Here is a 19,186-nt window from a genome sequence, read left to right as displayed (position 1 = left end):
AGCTTCCTTCCAGGTGGGAAGCGCGACGGCTCACGAGCCGGTGGGCCCGTGCCCGTCCGCGCTCCCCGGTCGCACCGTGATCACGCGATCCGCCGGTATTCCTGCCCGGAATTCGGCACGCGCCACGGCGAGGATCGGGGCGTCTCGGGACCATACCTGCGCTTCGATGTATCGCCCCGGCCGCGCGGCGTCGAGATAGTCCCGGTGGGTTGTGTCCAAGGCGAGCGCGGTATCCGCGTCCACACCGTGGACGACGCGGGGTACCAGTCCCTCCGGGAGGTTCGAGGCGGGAGTTCCGGCCACCATCTGGTAATTGAAGAAGCTGTCCTCGACGGTGAGGGTCAGATGTTCGGCGGGTATCGAGTCGGCCGGTATCCGAATGACGACCGATCCTTCCTGGGCCGGATAGGTACCCTGTTCGCTCACGAGTTTGAAGTACAGCGGGCTGTGGGCTGAGGGGCTTCCCTTCATCGCGGCATGTGATCGTAGCCAGGCTTCGGCTTGCGTGCGGGTGTCCACGTAATCGGCGTTCTCGATTCGCTTTCCCATCCGCTCGGCGACCGCGGCCGCCTCGTCGTGGGGCAGGTCCATGATCGAGGTGAAAGGGTCGGCCGAGTCCGCGGGTACCTTTCGCTCCAGCCAGAGTCCGCGCAGTGGATGGGGGCGGGCTCCGGAACTTTCGTCACTTACGGGGGCGCCGGGCCGCATTGTTTCGCCGATCTCGTCCGCGGCCCGGATCTCGGTTTCCGTGGTGGTGCCGGCGGCTCGGTCGCCCAGATCGCCGAATTCGTCGTATCGTTCGGCGATCGAGCCACTCGCCCGTGGGATGATCCTCGCCAGTCCGGCGGCCAAGCGGTCGAGCAGCCGCCGCACCGATTCGTCCATGGCCGCTAGTACTCCAGCGCGACTTCGTGATCGACAATGGTTGATGAGGTCATGTGGTGGGGCGGCCGCAGCATTTCTTGTATTTGGTGGTGGATCCGCACCAGCATGGCGTGTTTCGTGGTGGTGGCCAGCCGATGGCATGGCCTTCGGCGATGATCTCGTTGATGCAGGCCAGACGGGTGTCGGAGTCAGTGGGGTCGCTGCCGGTGCGGGTGGTGTAGTCGAGGAGTTTGGCGACGGTGAGGGGAACCATGGTGATACGGGGGACGCCGGACTCGGCGAGATCGCGGTTGGCTTTCTCCCGTTCGGCGATGGTGGCGTCGGCGTCAACGGTTTCGACCAGCTGCGGCCAGGTTTGGTGCGCGCTGGGAATTTCCGGGCGGGGCCAGAACAGCACCCGCATTTCACGCGGTGGCTTGGGTGGGATTGCCGTGCGGGTGAATTCGTCGGCGCGGTCGGCCAGGGAGGCGACCGAGTCGTCGAGGTCGTCGGGGGGGAGTTCCAGTGCTCGGCGGACGCGGCGGCGGCCGGCGAGGACGTGGCTGGCGTAGCTGAGAAAGCCCAGTTCGGTGTCGCGTTCGGCCATCTCGTCGTCTGACAGCCGCGAGGTGGCTATGTTGAACCATGTCAGCGCCTGCTGCAGGTCACCGCGTTCTTCCAGCAGTTCGGCGGCCATGTGATAGGGGGCAGCGGAGTTGATCCGGTCTTGTCGCAGCGCGTCCAACTGGGCGTTCGCGTCGGCATCACGGTCGAGGTCGAACAGGATTTCCGCCAGCGTGACCCGGGCATTGCCGGCGTCCTCACCACCCAGATCGATCCCCTGGCGCAGCAGTTCGATGGCGCGGTCGTGGTCTGCGGCGTGCCACCATTGCACGGCGGCTTCGAGCAGGATTTCACCGCGCTGGTCGGGGTAGCGGTCGAGATCGGCTTCCAGTTCAGCAGCTAGCGTCGCCGGTCGAGTGGTCACCCGGGCACTGTAGTTGCCGCGCCGCGGCGGCGGTAGTGGTAGAGCCGGGCCTGATGCTGATGCCGGCGCCGCCAGTTCGACCAGTGCAGCCGGTCGATCATCACGCGAGCGGGCGTCATCACCAGCACCGCGAACAAATGACGGATCTCGTTGCGGGTGAACGGGATCCGATCCGACGGCACGGGGCCGAGGGCATGCTCGGTAACGGCGAGGACGGTGAGGAAGGCGTGGGCGAGCATGGCCAGCAGCGTCCAGCGGTGCCAGGACCGCCACCCCCGCACTTGGTGCTGGTCGAGCCCGGTCAGCGTCTTGGCGGTCTGGAAATTCTCCTCCGTCGACCACCGGCGTCCGGCCACTTTCACCAATCGGGCCAAGGTGACCGGTCGCGGGTTCCAGCAGCGGTAATAGGCCAGTTCCCCGGTGCGTTGGTTGCGGCGGATCATCAGCCACCGGCACCCGGGAACGGCGTTGTCATCATCGGTTCCGATCTCGATCCAGGCCCAGTCGTAGACGCGGGGCCCTTTGGCGCCGTCACCGGCCGACAGCGACTGCCAGGCCCGCGGCGGCAGTGTGCGAGCGAGGACGTCAGCGCGGACACGGCTGGTCGCGGTTGTGACGTGATGGTCACAGGCGACAGCGAAAACGTAACCAGTGCTGCGGAATTCGAGCTCACCACGCAGTTTCGGATCACCGCCATAGACCTCATCGCCGGTCACCCACGGTGCGCGGATACCGGCATCGAGAGCGTCTATGATCAGCTGTTTCGCCAGGGCGGGCTTGGTGGCGAACCGCACGTCGGCCGGCACCCCGGCCTGCGTGCAGCGGTCCGGGTCGCTCGTCCACGACTTCGGCAGATACAGGGCACGGTCGATGAACGCGTGCCCGGCACGAGTGGCGTAGGTGAGATAGACAGCAACTTGGCTGTTTTCGATCCGGCCGGCCGTGCCGGTGTACTGGCGTTGCACCCCGACGGTGTGCACACCCTTCTTGAGATCGCCCGTTTCGTCCACCACGAGCGTCGCATCGGCGTCGCCCAGATGCTCGATCACATAGTTGCGCAGGTCATCTCGTAGACCATCCTCATCCACTACAGCCGCCGACAGCAGATGCTGCATCCGCCCCGGGCCGATATCCCCCGCCTGCTCCGCCAACGTCCAGCAGTTCTTGCTCGGCAGCTCCGACACCATCCCGACCAGCATCTTCACCGCCGTGCGGCGAGTCTCCACCCGCGCGAACCGCGACCCGATACTCGCGGTCAGATCCTCGAACTCCCGCCGCCACCGGCCCCCATCAACACCAGCCGACACCACCAAACCCGTTGCGCCACCCACAAACACGACATGATCACGCCAGAACCGTCCGGCCGCCAACCGAACGACCAAGCCTTCCGCCGTCGATCACGAAGTCGTGCTGGAGTACTAGCACGACAGTTGTATTTCGTTGTTTTGCAGTCGGACCGATGGTGGGATACCTTGTCGTCTCGTGCTGGGTGATGTTGCCGCAGAGGATGTTTCGGCGTGGCGAGTGAGTTTCGATGAGGTGTTCGCGCGGGTGGCGGGGGTGTTCTATCGGGCGGAGCCGCGGCGGTGGGCGCGGTCGTATCTGACGGGGTTGCTGGCGCCGGTGGAGCGGAAGAATACGTGGCAGTTGTCCGAGGCTGCGGGAGAGGAGGATCCGGGCCGGTTACAACATTTCTTGAATCGGTCGCGGTGGGACGCCGACGAGTTGCGCGATTGCCTGCGGGCGTACGTCGCCGAGGCGCTGGCCTGCCCTGATGGAGTCCTGGTTCCGGACGAGACCGGGTTCTTGAAGAAGGGGGTGAAGTCCGCGGGTGTGCAACGCCAGTACTCCGGGACGGCCGGGCGTGTGGAGAATTCTCAGCTCGGGGTGTTCCTCGCCTACGCCGGGCGCTCGGGCCGGGCGCTGATCGACCGAGAGCTCTACCTGCCCGAGTCGTGGATCGGTGACCGCGATCGCTGTATCGAAGCAGGCATACCCGAAACACGTTGCAGTACAGGTCTTCTGACGAAGCCCAGGCTCGCGGAGATGATGATCGCCCGGACCCTGGACGCCGGAGTGCCCGCAGGATGGGTGGCCGCGGACTCTGCCTACGGCCGCGACGGCCGGTTCCGGGCCTTCTGCGAGACCCGCCGCCTGTCCTACGTCCTCGAGGTGCCGGTCCGGCACACCGTGCCCGACCTCGACGGCCGCCGCCGCGTCGACACCCTCGTCGCCCGAGCACCCGCACAAGCCTGGCACCGCGTCTCGGCAGGACTCGGTGAACGCGGCGAACGCGAATACGACTGGGCCTGGGCCACCCTCCCCAATTTCGGTGACCTCCCCGCCGGATACACCAGAACCCTGCTGGCCCGCCGATCCCTCGACAACCCTGCCGATATCGCCTATTACCTGTGCTTCCACCCCGCCACCATCGAGCGGGAACAGGTCGTGGCCGTGGCCGGCGCCCGATGGGCGGTCGAAGAGTGCTTCCAGGCCGCCAAGGACCAGTGCGGCCTCGACCACTACCAAGTCCGCAAATGGCATCCCTGGTACCGGCACATCACCCTCGCCATGCTCGCCCACGCCTTCCTCGCCGTCACCGCCGCCACCGACCCAAAAGCCCACGCGGGCTGGGCCGAATCACAGTCGCCGACATCCGCCGTCTCCTGGCGATAGTGCTCCACCCCGCCCGCACCCTCACCCACGCACTCGCCACCTGCCACTGGCGCCGCCGCCACCAAGCACACGCCCGACAACTCCGCCACCAACAGAAACGATTACAAAACAACGAAATACAACTGTCGTGCTAGGCGACGATCGAACGGTCCGCTACCGCAGGGGCGGACGTGTGTCCGTCCGGCAGACGGGCTCGCGGCGGGCTGTGACATCGACAACCCTGCCGGGCGGTCGGGGACCGGAATGGAAAGGCCTCGATCCGGAAAGGGAGCGGATCGAGGCCAGCGAACATGATGGTAAACACTATAGCGTGAACGGCGGTGCGGAATCGCGAAATCTGTGGGGGCCGGGGCGATCGTGCGCGCTCAACCACTGCATGAGCCGGCGCGTGACAGTGGATTCAGCGGCCCAGGTCGGCGTGGCCCTGGGTGAGGAGGGCGCCGATCAGGTTCTGTTGTTTGCGCATCACGGTGTCGATGACGGTGGCGAGGGTGGTGGAGTCGTGGGTCCAGCCGGTGGGGTCGTTCGCGCCGGGGGCGCCGGGGGCGAGGTAGTGGAGTTCGAAGTCGGCGTATTTGCGGGCGAATTCGAGGAAGGAGGTGGAGATCGCGTCGACCACCTCGACTATTTCGTCGCTGCCGACCATCAGCAGCAGGCTGGAGGCCGCATAGAATTCGACGGAGCGGGTCGCGTAGGTCTGGAATTCGGTGGCGATCGCCTCGCGGGGGAGGGTGATCCGGAGGTTGCCCTCCGAAGTGCTCAATTCCTGGATCAATTCGAAATACGAGGTCAGGTAGTCGCTGTAGACCTTTTCCCGGTCGGAGCGGACCGCCTGTGACAGGGCCTGGCGCTCGGCGTGATTCGCCTGGTCGATGCTGACGTAGACGGCCGAACCGGCGGCGACGACGCTCGAGATGACGGCGGCGACGACCGCGGTGATCAAGGCATAACGGGCGCTTCTGGTGGCGTCCCGGGATTCGGCCGGAGGTGGGGTTTCCGGAACGGGGAATTCGACGGCCATGGTGCTCTCCGATCGGTGTGGGTGCCGATAGGTCTGGATGGACGTCGTGCTGATCCGATCGTGTTTTCAGTACTGTACGATCCGCGGCCGGTTTCGACGTGGTGGGTGGATCTGCGCGTCGCGGGAAAGGCGCGGATGGTCCGGCGGCGGGGTGGGATGAGATGATCGGGGCATGGTGAGCCGCATGCTGTGCCTCGCGCAGGAGCCGGAGGCCGACAAACTCTTGTCGACGAACGATTTCGCCTTGTTGACGGGGATGCTGCTGGATCAGCAGTTCCCGATGGAACATGCCTTCCGGGGGCCGCAGAAGATCGCCGATCGGATGGGTGGATTCGAGTTGCGGCGGATCGCGGAGGCCGATCCGGAGGAGTTCGAGGAGTTGGGGGCGACGCCGCCGGCCATTCACCGGTACGGGCGGTCGATGGCGCGGCGGGTGCAGGAATTGGCCCGGTACGTGGTCGACAACTACGACGGGGTGGTGTCGAGGTTGTGGACGGAGGGGGATCCGGACGGCAAAGAGGTGCTGCGGCGGCTGAAGGCGCTGCCCGGGTTCGGGGATCAGAAGGCGCGGATCTTCCTCGCGCTGCTGGGCAAGCAGCGCGGAGTGCGGCCGACCGGGTGGCGCGAGGTGGCCGGGGCCTACGGCGACGACGGCTCGCATCGGTCGGTGGCCGATGTGGTCGACGGCGAGTCGCTGGCGCGGGTGCGGGCGTTCAAGAAGCAGGCCAAGGCCGCCGCGAAGGGGTAGAGCTCAGTCGGCGGGGGCGATGCGGTCGGCGGCCTCGGCCTGCCAGTCGCGGCGCAGCGTCAGATAGCGTTTGCCGTACTCCATCACCAGGCGGCCGTAGCGGGACAGATTGTCGTCGCCCCAGTTGATGTTGTTCTTCTCGTCCTCCGCCAGCTTCTCCAGCCGTTGGTCCAGGTAGGTGGCCCCTCTGCGGAGATAGTCGCGGGCCTCCTCCGGTTCCAGCTGGCCGAGGAAGAACACCCGCAGCAGGGTCTCGTCGCGCAGCGGGCGGCGGGCGGGCACCTCGACCAGCCAGTGCCGCAGTTCCGCGCGGCCGGCGGCGGTGATCCGGTATTCCTTGCGGTTTCGCGCACCCTCGGCGGCCACCTCGATCAGGCCCTCGGTGGTGAGTTTGCCCAGCTCGGTGTAGAGCTGGCTCTGGGTGGCCGGCCAGACGCCGGCCAGTGAGACGTCGAAGATCTTCATCAGGTCGTAGCCGCTGGCATGCTCGAGTTCGGCGAGCAGGCCGAGGACACCGTGTCGCAGGCTCATGCCCCAAACTTAACAGATCAGAGATGACATATCAGTATTGACATGTCTGAACATCGTCTTCTACCGTCGACATGTCACAACTGGAACGTCGGGCCGCGAGGTTCGCACGGGGAGAGGCATCGACATGGTGAAGTACTACGCCCGGACCTTCCTGCCCTGGATCCTGCTGGCCGTGGTCAGCGGTTTCGACGTGCGGGCCGGGGCGTTGTCCGGTCTGGCGGCGGCGGTGCTGCTGCTGATCGACGACCGGCGCAAGGGAACCCCGTGGGACGCCATGATTCTCGATGCCTCCAGCACCCTCTACATGGCGGTGCTGAGCGTGCTCACCCTGGTGGCGCCGCATCTGGCCGTGCTGCGCTACGGCACTTCGCTGGCGATCGGGTGGCTGGCGATCACCGCCTGGACCGGGCTGGCGATCGGGCGGCCGTTCACGATGGGCATCGCGCGCCGGTCGGTGAGCGAATTCGTCTCGAGCACACCGACATTCCGCCGGGTGAACATCGTGATCACCACGGTCTGGGCGCTGTGCTTCACCGCCGACGCGGTGGTGCTGGCGGTGCTCCAGCACCGGACGCCGCACAACCTCGCCGCGCTGGTAGTGTGCAAGGTCGTGTTCTTCGCCGCCGCAACGGTTTTCACGGCCCGTTACCCGAAAGTGGTGCAGCGGCGGCTGGGCATCACCCCGGAGCGGCTGCGGGCGGCCGAAGCCGCGGAGTGAACCTGCCCGGCAACGGAATCGGCCGCGACCCGCGAGATGCGGACCGGCGGCCGATTGCCGTGTGGCGGGAACCTAACTGCTGGAGGCCGTCAGCGCGGTGGCGAACGGCGTGGACACCGGTGCGCTCGGCCGCTGCACCGGATGCTTCCACAGCCCCTTGCGTCGCAGGATCGGCAGCACGCCCTCCCCGAACCAGTACGCCTCCTCCACATGCGGATAGCCGGAGAGGATGAAGTGCTTGATGCCCAGGCGCGAGTACTCGATCAGCCGCTCGGCGACCTCCTCGTGCGAGCCGACCAGCGCGGTGCCCGCGCCGCCGCGAACCAGGCCCACACCCGCCCACAGATTCGGCGCGATCTCCAGCCGATCGGTGGCGCCCCCGTGTAGCTCCAGCATCCGCCGCTGTCCCTCCGACTCGCTGCGCGCCAGATTCGCCTGCACCCGTTCGATATCGGCGGGGTCGATCGCCTGCAACAGCCGATCCGCTTCCGCCCATGCCTGTTCCGAGGTGTCGCGGGAGATGACGTGGATGCGCAGGCCGTAGTCGAGCACCCGGCCGTGGTCGACGGCCAGCCCCCGGATCCACTCCAGCTTCTTGCTCACCGCGAACAGCGGTTCACCCCAGGTCAGATAGGTGTCGGCATACCGGGCCGCGACCGGGCCCGCGGGCCCGGAGGAACCGCCGAAGAAGATCGGCGGCAGCGGGTCGGGGCGGTTGTTCAGCAGGCTGTTCTCGATCTGGATGTGCTTGCCCTGGAACGAGATCGGGTCGTGCGAGCGCCACAGCTCGCGCACCACGTGCAGGAACTCGCCGGTACGCTCGTAGCGCTCCTCCTTGGACAGGAAGTCGCCGTAGGCGCGCTGCTCGTGCGGCTCGCCGCCGGTCACCACGTTCAGCAGCAACCGCCCCCGGGAATGCCGCTGGAACGTGCCCGCCATCTGGGCGGCCAGCACCGGGCTGATCAGGCCGGGCCGGAACGCCACCAGGAACTTCAGCGTCTCCGTGGTCTCCACCAGCATCGCGGTGGACAACCAGGCGTCCTCGCACCAGGCGCCGGTCGGGGTCAGCACGCCCTCGAAGCCGTTCTCCTCGGCGGCACCGGCGATCTGGTTCAGGTAGCGCAGCGAGGCGGGGCGGTCGCCCGCCATCGAGGTGCCGTGACCGCCGGCCATCAGATTGCGGGAGTCACCGTAGGTGGGCAGGAACCAGTGGAAGGACAGGCTCATCCGGATACTCCTTTCAGGACTTCGGGAACAGGTCGTTGAAGCGGGTGTCGATGTAGTCGGTGATCTTCACCTTGTGCGGGATCAGCCCGGCATCGGAGAAGGCATCGGCCACTTGCTGTTCCGCGGCGATGGTGGGGTCGTCGATCGGATGATCCTGGTACGTGAGGCGTTTCACCGCGACGGTCGAGACGTCCAGCGGCAGACCGGAGGTCTGCGAGAACACCTGGGCCCAGGCGGCGGTATTCGAGTTCGCCCAGGTGTGTGCGTGCGAGATGCGCTGGATCAGATCCCGCAGCGCGGCTGTCTTGCCCTTGTCGCTCAGTGCCTTGGTGCCCGCGACGTAGAAGGAGTCGCCGGAGATGTAGCCGTCGCCGTCCACCAGGATGCGCGCGCCGGTCTGCTGTTCGGCCTGCGCGGTGTACGGGTCCCAGATGGCCCACGCGTCCACCTTGCCGGTGGAGAACGCCGCGAGCGCGTCCGCGGGTTGCAGGTACTGCGGCTGGATGTCGTTGAACGACAGGCCGTTCTTGGTCAGCACCGCCAGCAGGTGGTGATGCGCCGAACTGCCCTTGGCGACGGCGATCTTCTTGCCCTTCAGATCGGCCGGGCTGTGGATGGCCGAATCCTTCGGCACCAGGACGGCCTGGCCGTGCTTACCGGCCTGGTAGGCGGTGACGATCTTGATATCGGAATTCGCGGCCGCCGCGAACACCGGCGGGGCATTGCCCACGCCGCCGAAATCGACGGCGCCGGAGTTGATCGCCTCCAGCATCGGCGGTCCGGACGTGTACTGCGACCAGGAGATGTGGTACGGCGTGTTCTTCAGCTCGCCGGCGGCCTCGAGCAGGGCTTGGAGCCCGGTGCCCTTCTGGTCACCCAGGTTCAGGGTGACCTTGGTGAGGTCCACGGCGCCGTCCGAGCCGACCGCGGCGTCCTTCGAATCGTTCGAAGAGCAGCCGGTCGCCACGATGGCGGTCAGTGCCAGGGCGGCGAACAAGCGTCGGGTGATCATGCGTTTCCTTCTGTGTTCTCTTCTCGGACAGCGGTTGCCTCGGTGGTGACGCCGAATTCCTCGGTGGCGACGCCGAGTTCGCCGAGCAGTTCCTCGCGCAGTGCGGTGAAGCGCGGATGGTCGCGGCGGCGCGGGCGCGGCAGGTCGATGCGGATCTCACGGGCGAGGTGCCCGTCGGCCAGGACCAGCGCCCGGTCCGCCAGCAGCAGTGCCTCGTCGACGTCGTGGGTGACGAGCAGGACGCCGGGCCGGTGCCGGGCCCAGAGCTCGAGCACCAGATTGTGGATCGTGATGCGGGTCAGCGCGTCCAGTGCGCTGAACGGCTCGTCGAGCAGCAGCAGATCCGGATCGCGTACCAGGGCGCGGGCCAGTGACGCGCGCTGCGCCTCCCCGCCGGACAGCGTCAGCGGCCAGGCGTCCGCGCGCTCGGTCAGGCCGACCTCGGCCAGCGCCGCATCGGCCGCCGCGCGGGCATCGCGGCGGCGCAGGCCCAGGGTCAGATTGGCGCGCACCCGCTTCCACGGCACCAGCCGCGGTTCCTGGAAGGCCACCGCCACATCACCGCCGACGGTCAGCTCGCCGTCGTGCTCGTCGTCCAGCCCGGCCAGCGCCCGCAGCAGGGTGGACTTGCCGCTGCCGCTGCGCCCGAGCAGTGCGACGAATTCGCCCCGCTCGATTCGCAGATCGATCCCGTCGAGCACGGTGCGCTCGCCGAATGCCTTGCTCAGCTTGTCGATTCGCGCGACCGCTCGATCGCCGTCGGCCACCGCGGCAGGCTCGCGCCGAATCTCGCTGTCCGCCTTCAATTCCCCAGCAAACCGCGTCGCCATACCAGGGCCTTCCTTTCGATCAGCCGGACGATCGCGTCGGTGAGCAGTCCGAGCAGGCTGTAGACGAGCAGACCGACGACGATGATGTCGGTGCGCAGGAATTCGCGGGCGTCGTTGATCATGAAGCCGATACCCGCGTCGGCGTTCACCTGTTCGGCCACGATCAGCGCCAGCCAGGCGACGCCGAGGGATTGCCGCAGCCCCACCAGCGCCTGTGGCAGCGCGCCGGGCAGCACGATGTGCCGGATCAGCCCGAACCGCGACAACCGTTGCACCCGGGCGACTTCGGCGAGTTTGCCGTCCACACTGCGGATTCCGGCAAAGGTGTTGAGGTACAACGGAATCACCGTGCCGAAGGCCACCAGTACGATCTTCGGCAGTTCGCCGATGCCGAACCACAGGATCAGCAACGGGATCAGCCCGTAGAACGGCAGCGTGCGCAGCATCTGCATCGGCGGGTCGACCAGATATTCGCCGAACAGGCTCAGTCCCGCCACCACCGCCAGCGCGACGCCGATCACCGCGCCGACGACGAAGCCGATCAGGGCCCGCTGCAACGAGACCGTGATCGCGTGCGGTAGCGTGCCGTCGCGGATCAGATCGATCGCGGTGGTCACCACCGTGGACGGGGAGGCCAGCAGTTTGGCGGGCAGTATGCCGGTGGAACTGAGCAACTGCCAGACCACGATGACGACCACCGGACTGATCAATCGGAGCCAGGGGCTCGGAGCCGTGCGTGGTCGCAGCCTCGACGGCGCCGACCGCAGCGCAAGAGTGGACACTGTGAGAACCTCGTACTGTCGCGAAGATGGGCGGACGGTGCCGAGCGGTCGGCATCCCTAGTCGATGCTGGCAGCGGATGTCCAGCCGGTCACCGATTGAAATCTGCGTGGTTGGAACCCTCCCGCCGTGGCGTCCCGGCGACGGCGACGGTGACGACCGCCGATGCGATCCCGCGGATTCGAACTCTCGTCGGTGGCCGCGCGGCATGGTGTAGTGGAGGGCGTGCCGGGCGCTCGCTGCCACACCCGGTGACCGAGTGCGACCACCGGCAGCACGGGAGCGCGTGATGGGTTCGATGATCTTCGCCGGGAAACGGCGCCGGAACCTGCCCCCGCGCGGCCGATCCGGCCATTGTCGCCGTGGGATGTGGAACCGATGACGGTGGTCGCCGAGCGGATCTCCACCGCCGCCCAGGCGCGTTCGGTCGCCGCGGCGCTGGCCGCGGACTTCGCATCGGAGGCCGCCGAACGGGATCGGCAGCGCCGCTTGCCCGCCGCGGAGATCGACCGGCTCGCGGCCAGCGGCCTGCTGGCGGTCACCGTGCCCGCCGCGTACGGCGGCGCCGATCTTCCACCGAGCGAATTGGCTGAACTGACAAGGATTCTCGCGGTCGCCGACCCGAACATCGCGCAGATTCCGCACAGTCACTTCGTCTACGTGAACCTGTTGCGGCTGGCCGGATCTCCGGCACAGCGGGAGCGGTATTTCGCCCGGCTGCTGGCGGGTGCGCGGATCGCCAACGCCCAGTCGGAGCGCGGCGGCGCCACCGTGGCCGAGGTGGCCACCACCCTGCGCCCGGAACCCGACGGCCGCTTCCGCATCGACGGCGTCAAGTACTACTGCACCGGTTCGTTGTTCGCGGATCTGCTGGCCGTGCTGGTCCGGCTCGACGATCCGGACGGGCGCGGCGGGCTGGAGCCGGGCGAGTACATCGCCTATCTGCCCGCGACCGAGCCCGGCGTCCGGATCGTCGACGACTGGAACGGACTCGGGCAGCGCACCACCGGCAGCGGCACCGTGGCCCTCGACGCGGTGATCGTGAATTCCGATCAATTGGTGGCCCGTTCGGCCGCCGTGCGCGCGCCCACCGGCTACGGCTCGTTCGCGCAACTGCTGCACGCCGCGATCGACGCCGGCATCGCGCGCGGGGCGCTCGCCGCCGCGGCGGAATTCGTCCGCACCCGCAGCCGCCCCTGGTTCGAGGCGCAGGTGGCGCACGCCGCCGACGATCCGCTGGTGATCCAGCGCTTCGGCGAGCTGGAGGTCGCCGTCGCGACCGCGGAGGCGACGCTGACCGCCGCCGGTCTGGCGGTGGACGCCGCCACCGGCTTCGGTGCCGAACCCGGCCCGGACGCGGTGGCGCGGGCGTCGCTGGCCGTCGCGACCGCGAAGATCGTCGCCGACCGGGCCGCCACGGAGGTGTCCTCGGCGCTGTTCGAGGTCAGCGGAACCCGCAGCGCCGCAGCCGATCTCAATCTCGATCATTTCTGGCGCAATGCCCGGACCCATACCCTGCACGATCCGGTGCGGTGGAAGTACCAGCATCTCGGCCGCGCCGTGCTGCTCGGTACCCCGCCACCGTTGCACGGGGTCATCTGACGAATTCGCCCGAGTGAGAGGACACGACGATGACAGTGACGGTGGTGGTGGGCAATCCGAAGCCCGCCTCCCGCACGCTCACCGCGGCCCGCCTGGTGGCGCGCGCATTGCGCCCGGACGTGGAGCCGACGGTGCTCGACCTGGTCGAACTCGGCCCCGCGCTGCTCGGCTGGGGTGATCCGAATGTGGCGGAAGCGGTACGCACGGTGGCGGATTCGGAGCTGGTGGTGTTCGCCAGCCCGACCTTCAAGGCCACCTACACCGGGTTGCTGAAGCTGTTCCTGGAACAGTTCGACGGCGGCACCGGGCTGGCCTCGGTGGTGGCGGTGCCGGTGATGCTCGGCGCCGGACCGGCGCACGCGCTGGCGCCCGATCTGTTGTTGAAGCCGGTGCTGGTGGAGATCGGCGCCACCACGCCCGCGCCCGGCCTCTATCTGTCGGACAAGACATTCGCCGACGACGGCGTCATCGACGCGTACGCACTGCGCTGGGGACCGGTGGTGCGGGCGCTGACCTCGAGCACGGAGACCGTGAATCATGTCTGAGCTGAACGAGATTCCCGCCGACGGCGTCGGCCTACGGCACGCCTTCGCCGCATTCCCGAGCGGTGTGGTGGCGGTCTGCGCCGACATCGACGGTACGCCGGTCGGATTGGCGGTGAGCACCTTCGTCCCGGTGTCGCTGGATCCGCCGCTGGTGTCGTTCTGCGTGCAGAACAGTTCCAGCACCTGGCCGCGGCTGTCGCAGGCCGGTCACCTCGGGCTGAGTCTGCTCGGCACCGAACAGGCCGCCGCCGCGCGCTCGCTGAGCGCCAAGAACGGCGACCGCTTCGCGGGCCTGGAATTGCACCGCGGCACCGGCGATTCGGTGTTCGTGCACGGCGCCCCGGCCTGGATCGAGGGCACCATCGAGACCCAGGTGCCCGCCGGTGACCACCATGTGGTGCTGCTGCGCATCCATCGCCTGGCGACCCTCGCGGATGTGGAACCGCTGGTCTTCCACGGCAGCCGGTTCCGCCGCCTGCACGCCGAGGACCGGTCGGCCCTGCCCGCGGCGGGCTAGAATTCGCTGCCCGCGGGCCGGAATGCCCGTGCCCGTCGCGGGCTCGAGGCAACTGCCCGCGGCGGGCTAGGACTCGCAGCGCCGAGGGCCCGCCGGGGCTGAACGCACTGCCCGCGGCGGGCCGGATCATGTCGTGGCGGGCCGGATCATGTTGCGGCTCACAGCGGATGGGACGGCCGGAAGCACAGCCGCCGCCGCGGTCCGGAGCCGGGCCGGGTGTTGGCGATCACTCCGGCGGCCAGGCCGCGGGCGGGCAGGTCGTGCAGTTGCATGTCCTGGCTGAGCGCGTCGAGGTGGATCAGGGTGTGCCGCACCAGGATCTCGGCGATGTCCGGCGGATCGCTGTAGGCCTCGCGATAGGCGGCCACTGCGCGCGGATCCTCGGTGAGCGCGGCCATCGCGCCGAGCCGCATCCGCTCGGTCAGCCCCTCCCACAGCCGCTCCTCCTCGATGTTGTGCAGTCGCCGCCAGCCGCCGCGATAGTCCAGGTCGTGCACGATCGCGTCGGCGGGCTTGCCGAGCCGGGTCTCGCACACCACCGCCCACAGCGCGCACATCCAGCTCATCGCCAGCAATACGTCGACCGGTTCCCACTCGTCGAGTTCCGCCTCGGCCTCGTCCTGGGTGTTGAGGTTCGCCCAGCGGAACACCAGATCCTCGACCTCGGTGATGACGTCGCCGGGAAGTTCCTCCTCGTCGGGCCGCACGATCTGCACCCCGCGCTCCGAAACGAGGTCCTGTAGCTCGACCATGTCGTCCTCCGCGGTCGGCACCCAGCGGTGCGCTTCCCCGATCATCCGTGACAGCCCCCGGTCCGAGCTACAGCATTACCACTACGGATTCAGCCACGAAACGGACACTCATGCAACCAAAAACGGTGTGATCTGCACTTTCCCGGCGAATTCGGCGGGATCCGGCCAGGTCGGCGACACACAGCACGTTCTCATGCTGAGCCTGGGCTATCTCTCGAGGTGTCCGCTTATGGTCGCGAATGGATCGGAGCGCGGGAGCGTCGGGAACGCGAGAAGGCACAGGTATGACGACAGACGACGAGCAAGGAGGCTCGGCCCGGCCGGAGGGCCCGGCCGCCGAACCGGTGGCAGCGGCGGATCCGGCGCAATCGGCGGAGCGGCCGACCGAGCCGATCCCGGCCCCGGCGGCTCCCGGCCCGGACGCATCCCGCACCGCCGCGCAGGCCGCGCCCGCCGGGTCGCGGGCCCGGCGGGTCACGGACCGGTGGCGCGGGTCACGCCCGCTGCGGATCGGCGCCGCGGTGCTGGCCGCCATGGTGATCGCCGGACTCGGTTTCGGCACCGGCCTGGCGGTCGCCGATCACGGTGGCCGGCACACCGGCAGGCACCACTCCAGCGAGGGCCGGCAGGAGTCCGAGCACCGTTTCCACCTCGGTGGTCTGCCGTGGATGTACCGCTTCGAGCACGATTCGCCGCGCGACGACGGCCCGCGGGCGGAACGCCCACTACCCTCGGGGCAGCCGGGCCCGGCCACTTCGGCTCCCGCGCCGGCCAATTGAATCCCGGCGCGTCAGCCGGTCACGGTTGCCCCGTGAGAACTGCGGTCACCGCGTCCAGGAACGGCTGCCCGCCCATCACGTAACCGCCGGCGATCGCGCCGACCAGCAGCCCGACCGGGCCGGTGAGCAGGCTGAAGAAGCCCATGCCCAGCAGGGTGCCGAGCAGGCCGCCCAGAACGCCGCCGGCGACGACGCCGACCACGTTCTCGTTGATCTCGGTGGCCAGTTGCGCCGTGGAGCTGATCGGCTGCATCTCGCCGATCTCACCGGCGGTCGGCTTCGGTTCCAGCACCAGGGTGTGGCCGTCGTCGGAGATCTGTTGTGCGACATGGACGGTGGCGCCGCGCACCCGATAGGTCAGGGGTACCGCGGTGAGCTGTTCGCCGGTGTCTGCGGTGAGCGTCACCTGATCGCCGGTGAGCGCGAACCGGCCCCCGGTGACGGTGGCGCCGAACTCCCGGGAGAGGTCGGAGCGGACCACGTGATAGCCCACGCCGCCGCCGTCGGCGCCGTCGGCGGCGACCGCCGCATCCGGTCGATCGAGTGGGGCGGGGGTGGGAGTGGCACACACGGTTCCCGCGCCGATTCCGACCGTGGTGACTGTCAGGACCGCGAGCGCGGCGAACGAGCCGAACTTCATTCAGATTCCTCATGGCATGCGTACGGAGCCCCTGGCGGGCCGAGCCCGGCCGGGAACGTGGCTGTGGAGCGATCGCACTGTTGTTGCCCCCCGAGCGAAATTCGCAAACCTCCGAATGCCCGGAAATACGGTCGGTTATCGAATCGTTATTGTTTACCGGCAGTTGGCGCAAATGAGACGCGGTTCGGGTAGCGCTCGACTCGGGCATATGGCCTGGTGTAGACATCTGAGGGTTCGAATCGGTAAGAGCGACTTATAAAACGGAAATCGCTACTTTATTAAAATGCGTTACAGCTCTGGAGGAGGGGTGCATGTCGCGTCGACGTGGCCAGGCCCTGGTTGTACTGCTGGGCTTCGTCGTCGCCACCTCGGTGGTGACCGGAGTGCTGGTCGGTGGCGCGTTGTGGGCCGCCGACGGCCGTCAGAAGAACAACGAGAGTCACAGTGCCGCAGCAAGTTCCGTGGCGGTATCCGAATCGGCGACCGCGACGTCCGCGGCCCCGGCGAGCGCGCCCGGACCGGATACGGCACCGCCGCCCACCTCGTCCGCGGGCGCCGCGGTGAATCCACCCGCGGATGCGGTCGAACTGCACAAGAATGCCGAGGAGGGCAGGCCGAGCGCCGATATCGCAGCGGGCGATTGTGTGGGATTCGGTGGTGAAAACGGTGCAATTCAGAAAAGCGCCTGTGGCACATCGGGAGCCGATTTCCGGGTCACCAGTGTGGCGGAACAGAATACATCGTGTCCCGCCGATTCCGATCGCACCTTCACCCGCACCCTGCCCGGCGGCGGTGACCAGGACACCCTGTGCCTGGACGTACCCTGGGCCGTCGGCGGCTGCGTGGATGTGAACGGCGTGAGCCCCCGGCCCGCCGCCTGCGCCACCACACCGGCCGGTCGGGTCAGGGTGGTGGACATCAAGCAGGGCACCTCGGACGTGAACGTCTGCGCGGGCGCCGGTGATCGCGGCTTCGTCTACGCCCAGCGCCGCTTCGTCGTCTGTGCCGCCCGTCTCTGACGCCGAACTGTGACCGTCGCCACAATGGATTACCGTCGAGATCGTGAGCCACCGTTCGTGTAGATCCCGAAGACCGGCACCGCGCCGGTTCGCGGAAAGGAGCGCACGATGAAGCAGTACTTCCTGGGCATCCAGCAGCCGGAGGGCGGCACCCCGCCGGACAATCTCGACGAGATCATGGCCGATCTCGACGCGCTGAACGAGGAGATGCGGGCCGCGGGCGCCTGGGTCTTCTCGGCCGGACTGCACGCGCCGAGTACGGCGACGGTGGTGCAGGCCCGGCCCGGCGGTGAGGTGCTGATCACCGACGGGCCCTACGTCGAGAGCAAGGAGTATCTGGCCGGATTCAGCATCATCGCCGCGGAGGATCTGGACGCTGCCTTGATCTGGGTGCGCCGGCTGGCCACCGTGATCGGACTGCCGATCGAGGTGCGCCCGCTCGTCGGCGACGAATGAGACCACGGTGACGGGTGACACCGGGCGGACGGGTGACGCTGCGTGGGTGGGTGACACCGCGCGGACAGGTGACACCGCGCGGACTGAAGACGCTGCGCGGACTGAAGACGCTGCGCGAGCTGATGATGCTGCGGCGATGAATGATGCTGCGGAGATGAATGATGTTGCCGTCGTTGATGTCTCAGCGATCGAGGCAGTATTCGCCGAACAGTACGGCCGGGCCGTCGCCGTCCTGATCCGCGTCTTCGGCGATATCGACATCGCCGAAGACGCGGTACAGGACGCCTTCGCCGCCGCGGTGCGGCACTGGCCGGCCGCCGGGCTGCCGCCCAGTCCGGCGGGCTGGATCATCACCACCGCCCGGCGGCGGGCCGTCGACCGGCTGCGGCGGGAGGCCGCGCGCGCCGGGAAGTACGCGCAGGCCGCGCTGCTGCACGCGGAATCCGCCGAACCGGGTGCGGCCGACGGCCTGAGCGACGACCGGCTACGCCTGATCTTCACCTGCTGCCACCCGGCCCTCGCCATGCCTGCCCGAGTGGCGCTGACCCTGCGGCTGCTCGGCGGACTGGACACCGCAGCCCTGGCCCGCGCCTTCCTGGTCTCGGAAACCACTATGGCGCAACGTCTTTCCCGCGCGAAGGGCAAGATCCGCGCGGCCGGCATCCCGTACCGGGTACCCGGCGCCGACGAACTGCCACAGCGCCTGCCGGGAGTGCTCGCGGTGCTGTACCTGATCTTCACCGAGGGCCACACCGCGACCTCGGGTCCCGGGGCAACCCGGGCCGACCTGTGCGCGGAGGCGATCCGGCTGACCCGCACGCTCGCAGACCGGCTTCCGGACGAACCCGAGGTGACCGGCCTGCTGGCGCTGATGCTGCTGACCGAATCACGCCGCGGTGCGCGACTGACCGCCGACGGCACGCTGATCCCGCTGGCCCGGCAGGACCGCGGCCGCTGGGATCCGGCCCTGCTGGCCGAGGGGCGAGCGCTGGTGCGTGAATGCCTGCGGCGCGACCGCCCCGGCCCGTACCAGATCCAGGCCGCGATCAATGCCGTGCACAGCGACGCGGCCACCGCCGCGGAGACCGATTGGGCGCAGATCGTCGCGCTCTACGACCAACTGGCGGCGGTGGCGCCGAGTCCCGTGGTGACTCTCAACCGCGCCGTCGCGATCGCCGAGATCGACGGCCCGGCAGCGGCTCTGGCGCTGATCGACGATCTGGACCTACCGCATTACCACCTCTACCACGCCGTCCGCGGCGAACTACTGGCCCGGCTGGGCCGGAACGCCGACGCGGCAACGGCATTCGAGCTCGCGGCGGACCACACGGAGAATCCGGCCGAACGCGAGCACCTCCGCGCCCGCCGCCGGCGGATCGAGCCGCCCGCCTGAATCGGCACGACCGAAAGATGTTGCCGCTGTGCGACTTCGGCCTGGCTCCAGCACCTCGTGGACCCGAGCCGGCGCCCGGCGTGCGGAC

The 19,186-nt window shown here is 68.3% G+C and carries 21 protein-coding genes and 1 pseudogene; 11 read left to right on the top strand and 11 right to left on the bottom strand.

Annotated features, from left to right (window positions below):
• Positions 1–30: 30 nt before the first annotated feature.
• Genes LBW94_RS15640 through LBW94_RS15630 form a run of 3 tightly spaced genes read right to left on the bottom strand, consistent with a single transcriptional unit; the run spans position 31 to position 3,159 of the window.
• Complete coding sequence (locus tag LBW94_RS15640) at positions 31–885, bottom strand: hypothetical protein (protein ID WP_225058146.1); 855 nt, start codon at positions 883–885, stop codon at positions 31–33.
• Positions 886–934: 49 nt separating this feature from the next.
• Positions 935–1,852: an SEC-C metal-binding domain-containing protein gene (locus tag LBW94_RS15635; protein ID WP_225062772.1), complete on the bottom strand. Its 918-nt coding sequence runs from the start codon at positions 1,850–1,852 to the stop codon at positions 935–937.
• Positions 1,849–3,159: an IS701 family transposase gene (locus LBW94_RS15630; RefSeq protein ID WP_225062771.1), complete on the bottom strand. Its 1,311-nt coding sequence runs from the start codon at positions 3,157–3,159 to the stop codon at positions 1,849–1,851. Before LBW94_RS15630 ends, LBW94_RS15635 begins: the two co-directional genes overlap by 4 nt.
• Positions 3,160–3,319: 160 nt before the next feature.
• Between LBW94_RS15630 and LBW94_RS15625 the strand changes: the two are divergent.
• Positions 3,320–4,453 (top strand): annotated as a pseudogene (locus LBW94_RS15625) (IS701 family transposase); the annotation flags it as partial.
• Positions 4,454–4,928: 475 nt separating this feature from the next.
• On the opposite strand, the gene LBW94_RS15620 reads toward LBW94_RS15625, so the two are convergent.
• On the bottom strand, positions 4,929–5,549 hold the full coding sequence (locus LBW94_RS15620; RefSeq protein ID WP_225059976.1) for a hypothetical protein: 621 nt from the start codon (positions 5,547–5,549) through the stop codon (positions 4,929–4,931).
• Positions 5,550–5,721: 172 nt separating this feature from the next.
• Between LBW94_RS15620 and LBW94_RS15615 the strand changes: the two genes are divergently transcribed.
• Positions 5,722–6,297, top strand: coding sequence for an HhH-GPD-type base excision DNA repair protein (locus LBW94_RS15615; protein WP_225059977.1), 576 nt, complete (start codon positions 5,722–5,724; stop codon positions 6,295–6,297).
• A gap of 3 nt (positions 6,298–6,300) precedes the next feature.
• On the opposite strand, the gene LBW94_RS15610 is transcribed toward LBW94_RS15615, so the two are convergent.
• On the bottom strand, positions 6,301–6,828 hold the full coding sequence (locus LBW94_RS15610; RefSeq protein ID WP_225059978.1) for a PadR family transcriptional regulator: 528 nt from the start codon (positions 6,826–6,828) through the stop codon (positions 6,301–6,303).
• Between the two features lie 124 nt (positions 6,829–6,952).
• On the opposite strand from LBW94_RS15610, the gene LBW94_RS15605 reads away from it, so the two are divergent.
• A complete protein-coding gene (locus tag LBW94_RS15605) occupies positions 6,953–7,546 on the top strand; it encodes a hypothetical protein (protein ID WP_225059979.1) in 594 nt (197 codons plus the stop codon).
• Between the two features lie 72 nt (positions 7,547–7,618).
• Here the strand turns inward: LBW94_RS15605 and LBW94_RS15600 are convergent, their stop codons facing one another.
• The 4 genes from LBW94_RS15600 to LBW94_RS15585 are packed head-to-tail and all read right to left on the bottom strand — an operon-like array spanning position 7,619 to position 11,397.
• A complete protein-coding gene (locus tag LBW94_RS15600; RefSeq protein ID WP_225059980.1) occupies positions 7,619–8,773 on the bottom strand; it encodes an LLM class flavin-dependent oxidoreductase in 1,155 nt (384 codons plus the stop codon).
• Between the two features lie 13 nt (positions 8,774–8,786).
• Positions 8,787–9,785 carry an ABC transporter substrate-binding protein gene (locus LBW94_RS15595; RefSeq protein ID WP_225059981.1) on the bottom strand — a complete coding sequence of 333 codons (999 nt, stop codon included), beginning with the start codon at positions 9,783–9,785 and terminating at the stop codon, positions 8,787–8,789.
• On the bottom strand, positions 9,782–10,615 hold the full coding sequence (locus LBW94_RS15590) for an ABC transporter ATP-binding protein (RefSeq protein WP_225059982.1): 834 nt from the start codon (positions 10,613–10,615) through the stop codon (positions 9,782–9,784). Before LBW94_RS15590 ends, LBW94_RS15595 begins: the two co-directional genes overlap by 4 nt.
• Positions 10,588–11,397 (bottom strand): ABC transporter permease, encoded by an 810-nt coding sequence (locus LBW94_RS15585; RefSeq protein ID WP_416276891.1) that lies wholly within the window; start codon positions 11,395–11,397, stop codon positions 10,588–10,590. The genes LBW94_RS15590 and LBW94_RS15585 overlap by 28 nt, the downstream gene beginning before the upstream one ends.
• Before the next feature lie 376 nt (positions 11,398–11,773).
• Between LBW94_RS15585 and LBW94_RS15580 the strand changes: the two genes are divergently transcribed.
• Genes LBW94_RS15580 through LBW94_RS15570 form a run of 3 tightly spaced genes read left to right on the top strand, consistent with a single transcriptional unit; the run spans position 11,774 to position 14,059 of the window.
• Positions 11,774–12,997: an SfnB family sulfur acquisition oxidoreductase gene (locus tag LBW94_RS15580; protein WP_225059983.1), complete on the top strand. Its 1,224-nt coding sequence runs from the start codon at positions 11,774–11,776 to the stop codon at positions 12,995–12,997.
• Between the two features lie 29 nt (positions 12,998–13,026).
• Entirely contained in the window at positions 13,027–13,542 is a 516-nt protein-coding gene (locus LBW94_RS15575; RefSeq protein WP_225059984.1) for an NADPH-dependent FMN reductase, read from the top strand.
• Positions 13,535–14,059: a flavin reductase family protein gene (locus LBW94_RS15570; RefSeq protein WP_225059985.1), complete on the top strand. Its 525-nt coding sequence runs from the start codon at positions 13,535–13,537 to the stop codon at positions 14,057–14,059. The genes LBW94_RS15575 and LBW94_RS15570 overlap by 8 nt, the downstream gene beginning before the upstream one ends.
• Positions 14,060–14,217: 158 nt before the next feature.
• Here LBW94_RS15570 and LBW94_RS15565 read toward each other — a convergent pair whose 3' ends face one another.
• Positions 14,218–14,856 carry a hypothetical protein gene (locus LBW94_RS15565; RefSeq protein ID WP_225059986.1) on the bottom strand — a complete coding sequence of 213 codons (639 nt, stop codon included), beginning with the start codon at positions 14,854–14,856 and terminating at the stop codon, positions 14,218–14,220.
• Positions 14,857–15,095: 239 nt separating this feature from the next.
• Here LBW94_RS15565 and LBW94_RS15560 point away from each other — a divergent pair, with 239 nt between their 5' ends.
• Positions 15,096–15,590, top strand: a complete 495-nt coding sequence (locus LBW94_RS15560) for a hypothetical protein (protein WP_225059987.1) — start codon at positions 15,096–15,098, stop codon at positions 15,588–15,590.
• 19 nt (positions 15,591–15,609) lie between these two features.
• On the opposite strand, the gene LBW94_RS15555 is transcribed toward LBW94_RS15560, so the two are convergent.
• The gene (locus LBW94_RS15555; RefSeq protein WP_225059988.1) at positions 15,610–16,230 is read right to left on the bottom strand and encodes a hypothetical protein; all 621 of its coding nucleotides are present in this window, start codon (positions 16,228–16,230) and stop codon (positions 15,610–15,612) included.
• 311 nt (positions 16,231–16,541) lie between these two features.
• Here LBW94_RS15555 and LBW94_RS15550 point away from each other — a divergent pair, with 311 nt between their 5' ends.
• From LBW94_RS15550 to LBW94_RS15535, 4 genes are all read left to right on the top strand, one after another.
• A complete protein-coding gene (locus LBW94_RS15550; RefSeq protein WP_225059989.1) occupies positions 16,542–17,249 on the top strand; it encodes a hypothetical protein in 708 nt (235 codons plus the stop codon).
• A 108-nt stretch (positions 17,250–17,357) separates the two neighbouring features.
• A complete protein-coding gene (locus LBW94_RS15545; RefSeq protein WP_225059990.1) occupies positions 17,358–17,705 on the top strand; it encodes a YciI family protein in 348 nt (115 codons plus the stop codon).
• A gap of 14 nt (positions 17,706–17,719) precedes the next feature.
• Positions 17,720–17,845, top strand: coding sequence for a hypothetical protein (locus LBW94_RS15540; protein WP_255634730.1), 126 nt, complete (start codon positions 17,720–17,722; stop codon positions 17,843–17,845).
• Between the two features lie 14 nt (positions 17,846–17,859).
• Positions 17,860–19,098, top strand: coding sequence for an RNA polymerase sigma factor (locus tag LBW94_RS15535; protein WP_225059991.1), 1,239 nt, complete (start codon positions 17,860–17,862; stop codon positions 19,096–19,098).
• The last annotated feature ends 88 nt before the right edge of the window (positions 19,099–19,186 follow it).

The organism is Nocardia sp. alder85J, assembly GCF_020176955.2.
Lineage (GTDB): Bacteria > Actinomycetota > Actinomycetes > Mycobacteriales > Mycobacteriaceae > Nocardia.
The sequence above is the reverse complement of the archived record's forward strand: the minus strand, read 5'-3'. Positions and strand labels throughout refer to the sequence as shown.

What these genes read in the sequence shown, in the direction of transcription:
- LBW94_RS15565 (WP_225059986.1), bottom strand. Translation starts at nt 14,856, where the DNA reads ATGATCGGGGAAGCGCACCGCTGGGTGCCGACCGCGGAGGACGACATG.
- LBW94_RS15535 (WP_225059991.1), top strand. Translation starts at nt 17,860, where the DNA reads ATGAATGATGTTGCCGTCGTTGATGTCTCAGCGATCGAGGCAGTATTC.
- LBW94_RS15555 (WP_225059988.1), bottom strand. Translation starts at nt 16,230, where the DNA reads ATGAAGTTCGGCTCGTTCGCCGCGCTCGCGGTCCTGACAGTCACCACG.
- LBW94_RS15615 (WP_225059977.1), top strand. Translation starts at nt 5,722, where the DNA reads ATGGTGAGCCGCATGCTGTGCCTCGCGCAGGAGCCGGAGGCCGACAAA.
- LBW94_RS15560 (WP_225059987.1), top strand. Translation starts at nt 15,096, where the DNA reads ATGACGACAGACGACGAGCAAGGAGGCTCGGCCCGGCCGGAGGGCCCG.
- LBW94_RS15620 (WP_225059976.1), bottom strand. Translation starts at nt 5,549, where the DNA reads ATGGCCGTCGAATTCCCCGTTCCGGAAACCCCACCTCCGGCCGAATCC.
- LBW94_RS15605 (WP_225059979.1), top strand. Translation starts at nt 6,953, where the DNA reads ATGGTGAAGTACTACGCCCGGACCTTCCTGCCCTGGATCCTGCTGGCC.
- LBW94_RS15545 (WP_225059990.1), top strand. Translation starts at nt 17,358, where the DNA reads ATGAAGCAGTACTTCCTGGGCATCCAGCAGCCGGAGGGCGGCACCCCG.
- LBW94_RS15610 (WP_225059978.1), bottom strand. Translation starts at nt 6,828, where the DNA reads ATGAGCCTGCGACACGGTGTCCTCGGCCTGCTCGCCGAACTCGAGCAT.
- LBW94_RS15550 (WP_225059989.1), top strand. Translation starts at nt 16,542, where the DNA reads ATGTCGCGTCGACGTGGCCAGGCCCTGGTTGTACTGCTGGGCTTCGTC.
- LBW94_RS15640 (WP_225058146.1), bottom strand. Translation starts at nt 885, where the DNA reads ATGGACGAATCGGTGCGGCGGCTGCTCGACCGCTTGGCCGCCGGACTG.
- LBW94_RS15580 (WP_225059983.1), top strand. Translation starts at nt 11,774, where the DNA reads ATGACGGTGGTCGCCGAGCGGATCTCCACCGCCGCCCAGGCGCGTTCG.
- LBW94_RS15600 (WP_225059980.1), bottom strand. Translation starts at nt 8,773, where the DNA reads ATGAGCCTGTCCTTCCACTGGTTCCTGCCCACCTACGGTGACTCCCGC.
- LBW94_RS15575 (WP_225059984.1), top strand. Translation starts at nt 13,027, where the DNA reads ATGACAGTGACGGTGGTGGTGGGCAATCCGAAGCCCGCCTCCCGCACG.
- LBW94_RS15590 (WP_225059982.1), bottom strand. Translation starts at nt 10,615, where the DNA reads ATGGCGACGCGGTTTGCTGGGGAATTGAAGGCGGACAGCGAGATTCGG.
- LBW94_RS15595 (WP_225059981.1), bottom strand. Translation starts at nt 9,785, where the DNA reads ATGATCACCCGACGCTTGTTCGCCGCCCTGGCACTGACCGCCATCGTG.
- LBW94_RS15570 (WP_225059985.1), top strand. Translation starts at nt 13,535, where the DNA reads ATGTCTGAGCTGAACGAGATTCCCGCCGACGGCGTCGGCCTACGGCAC.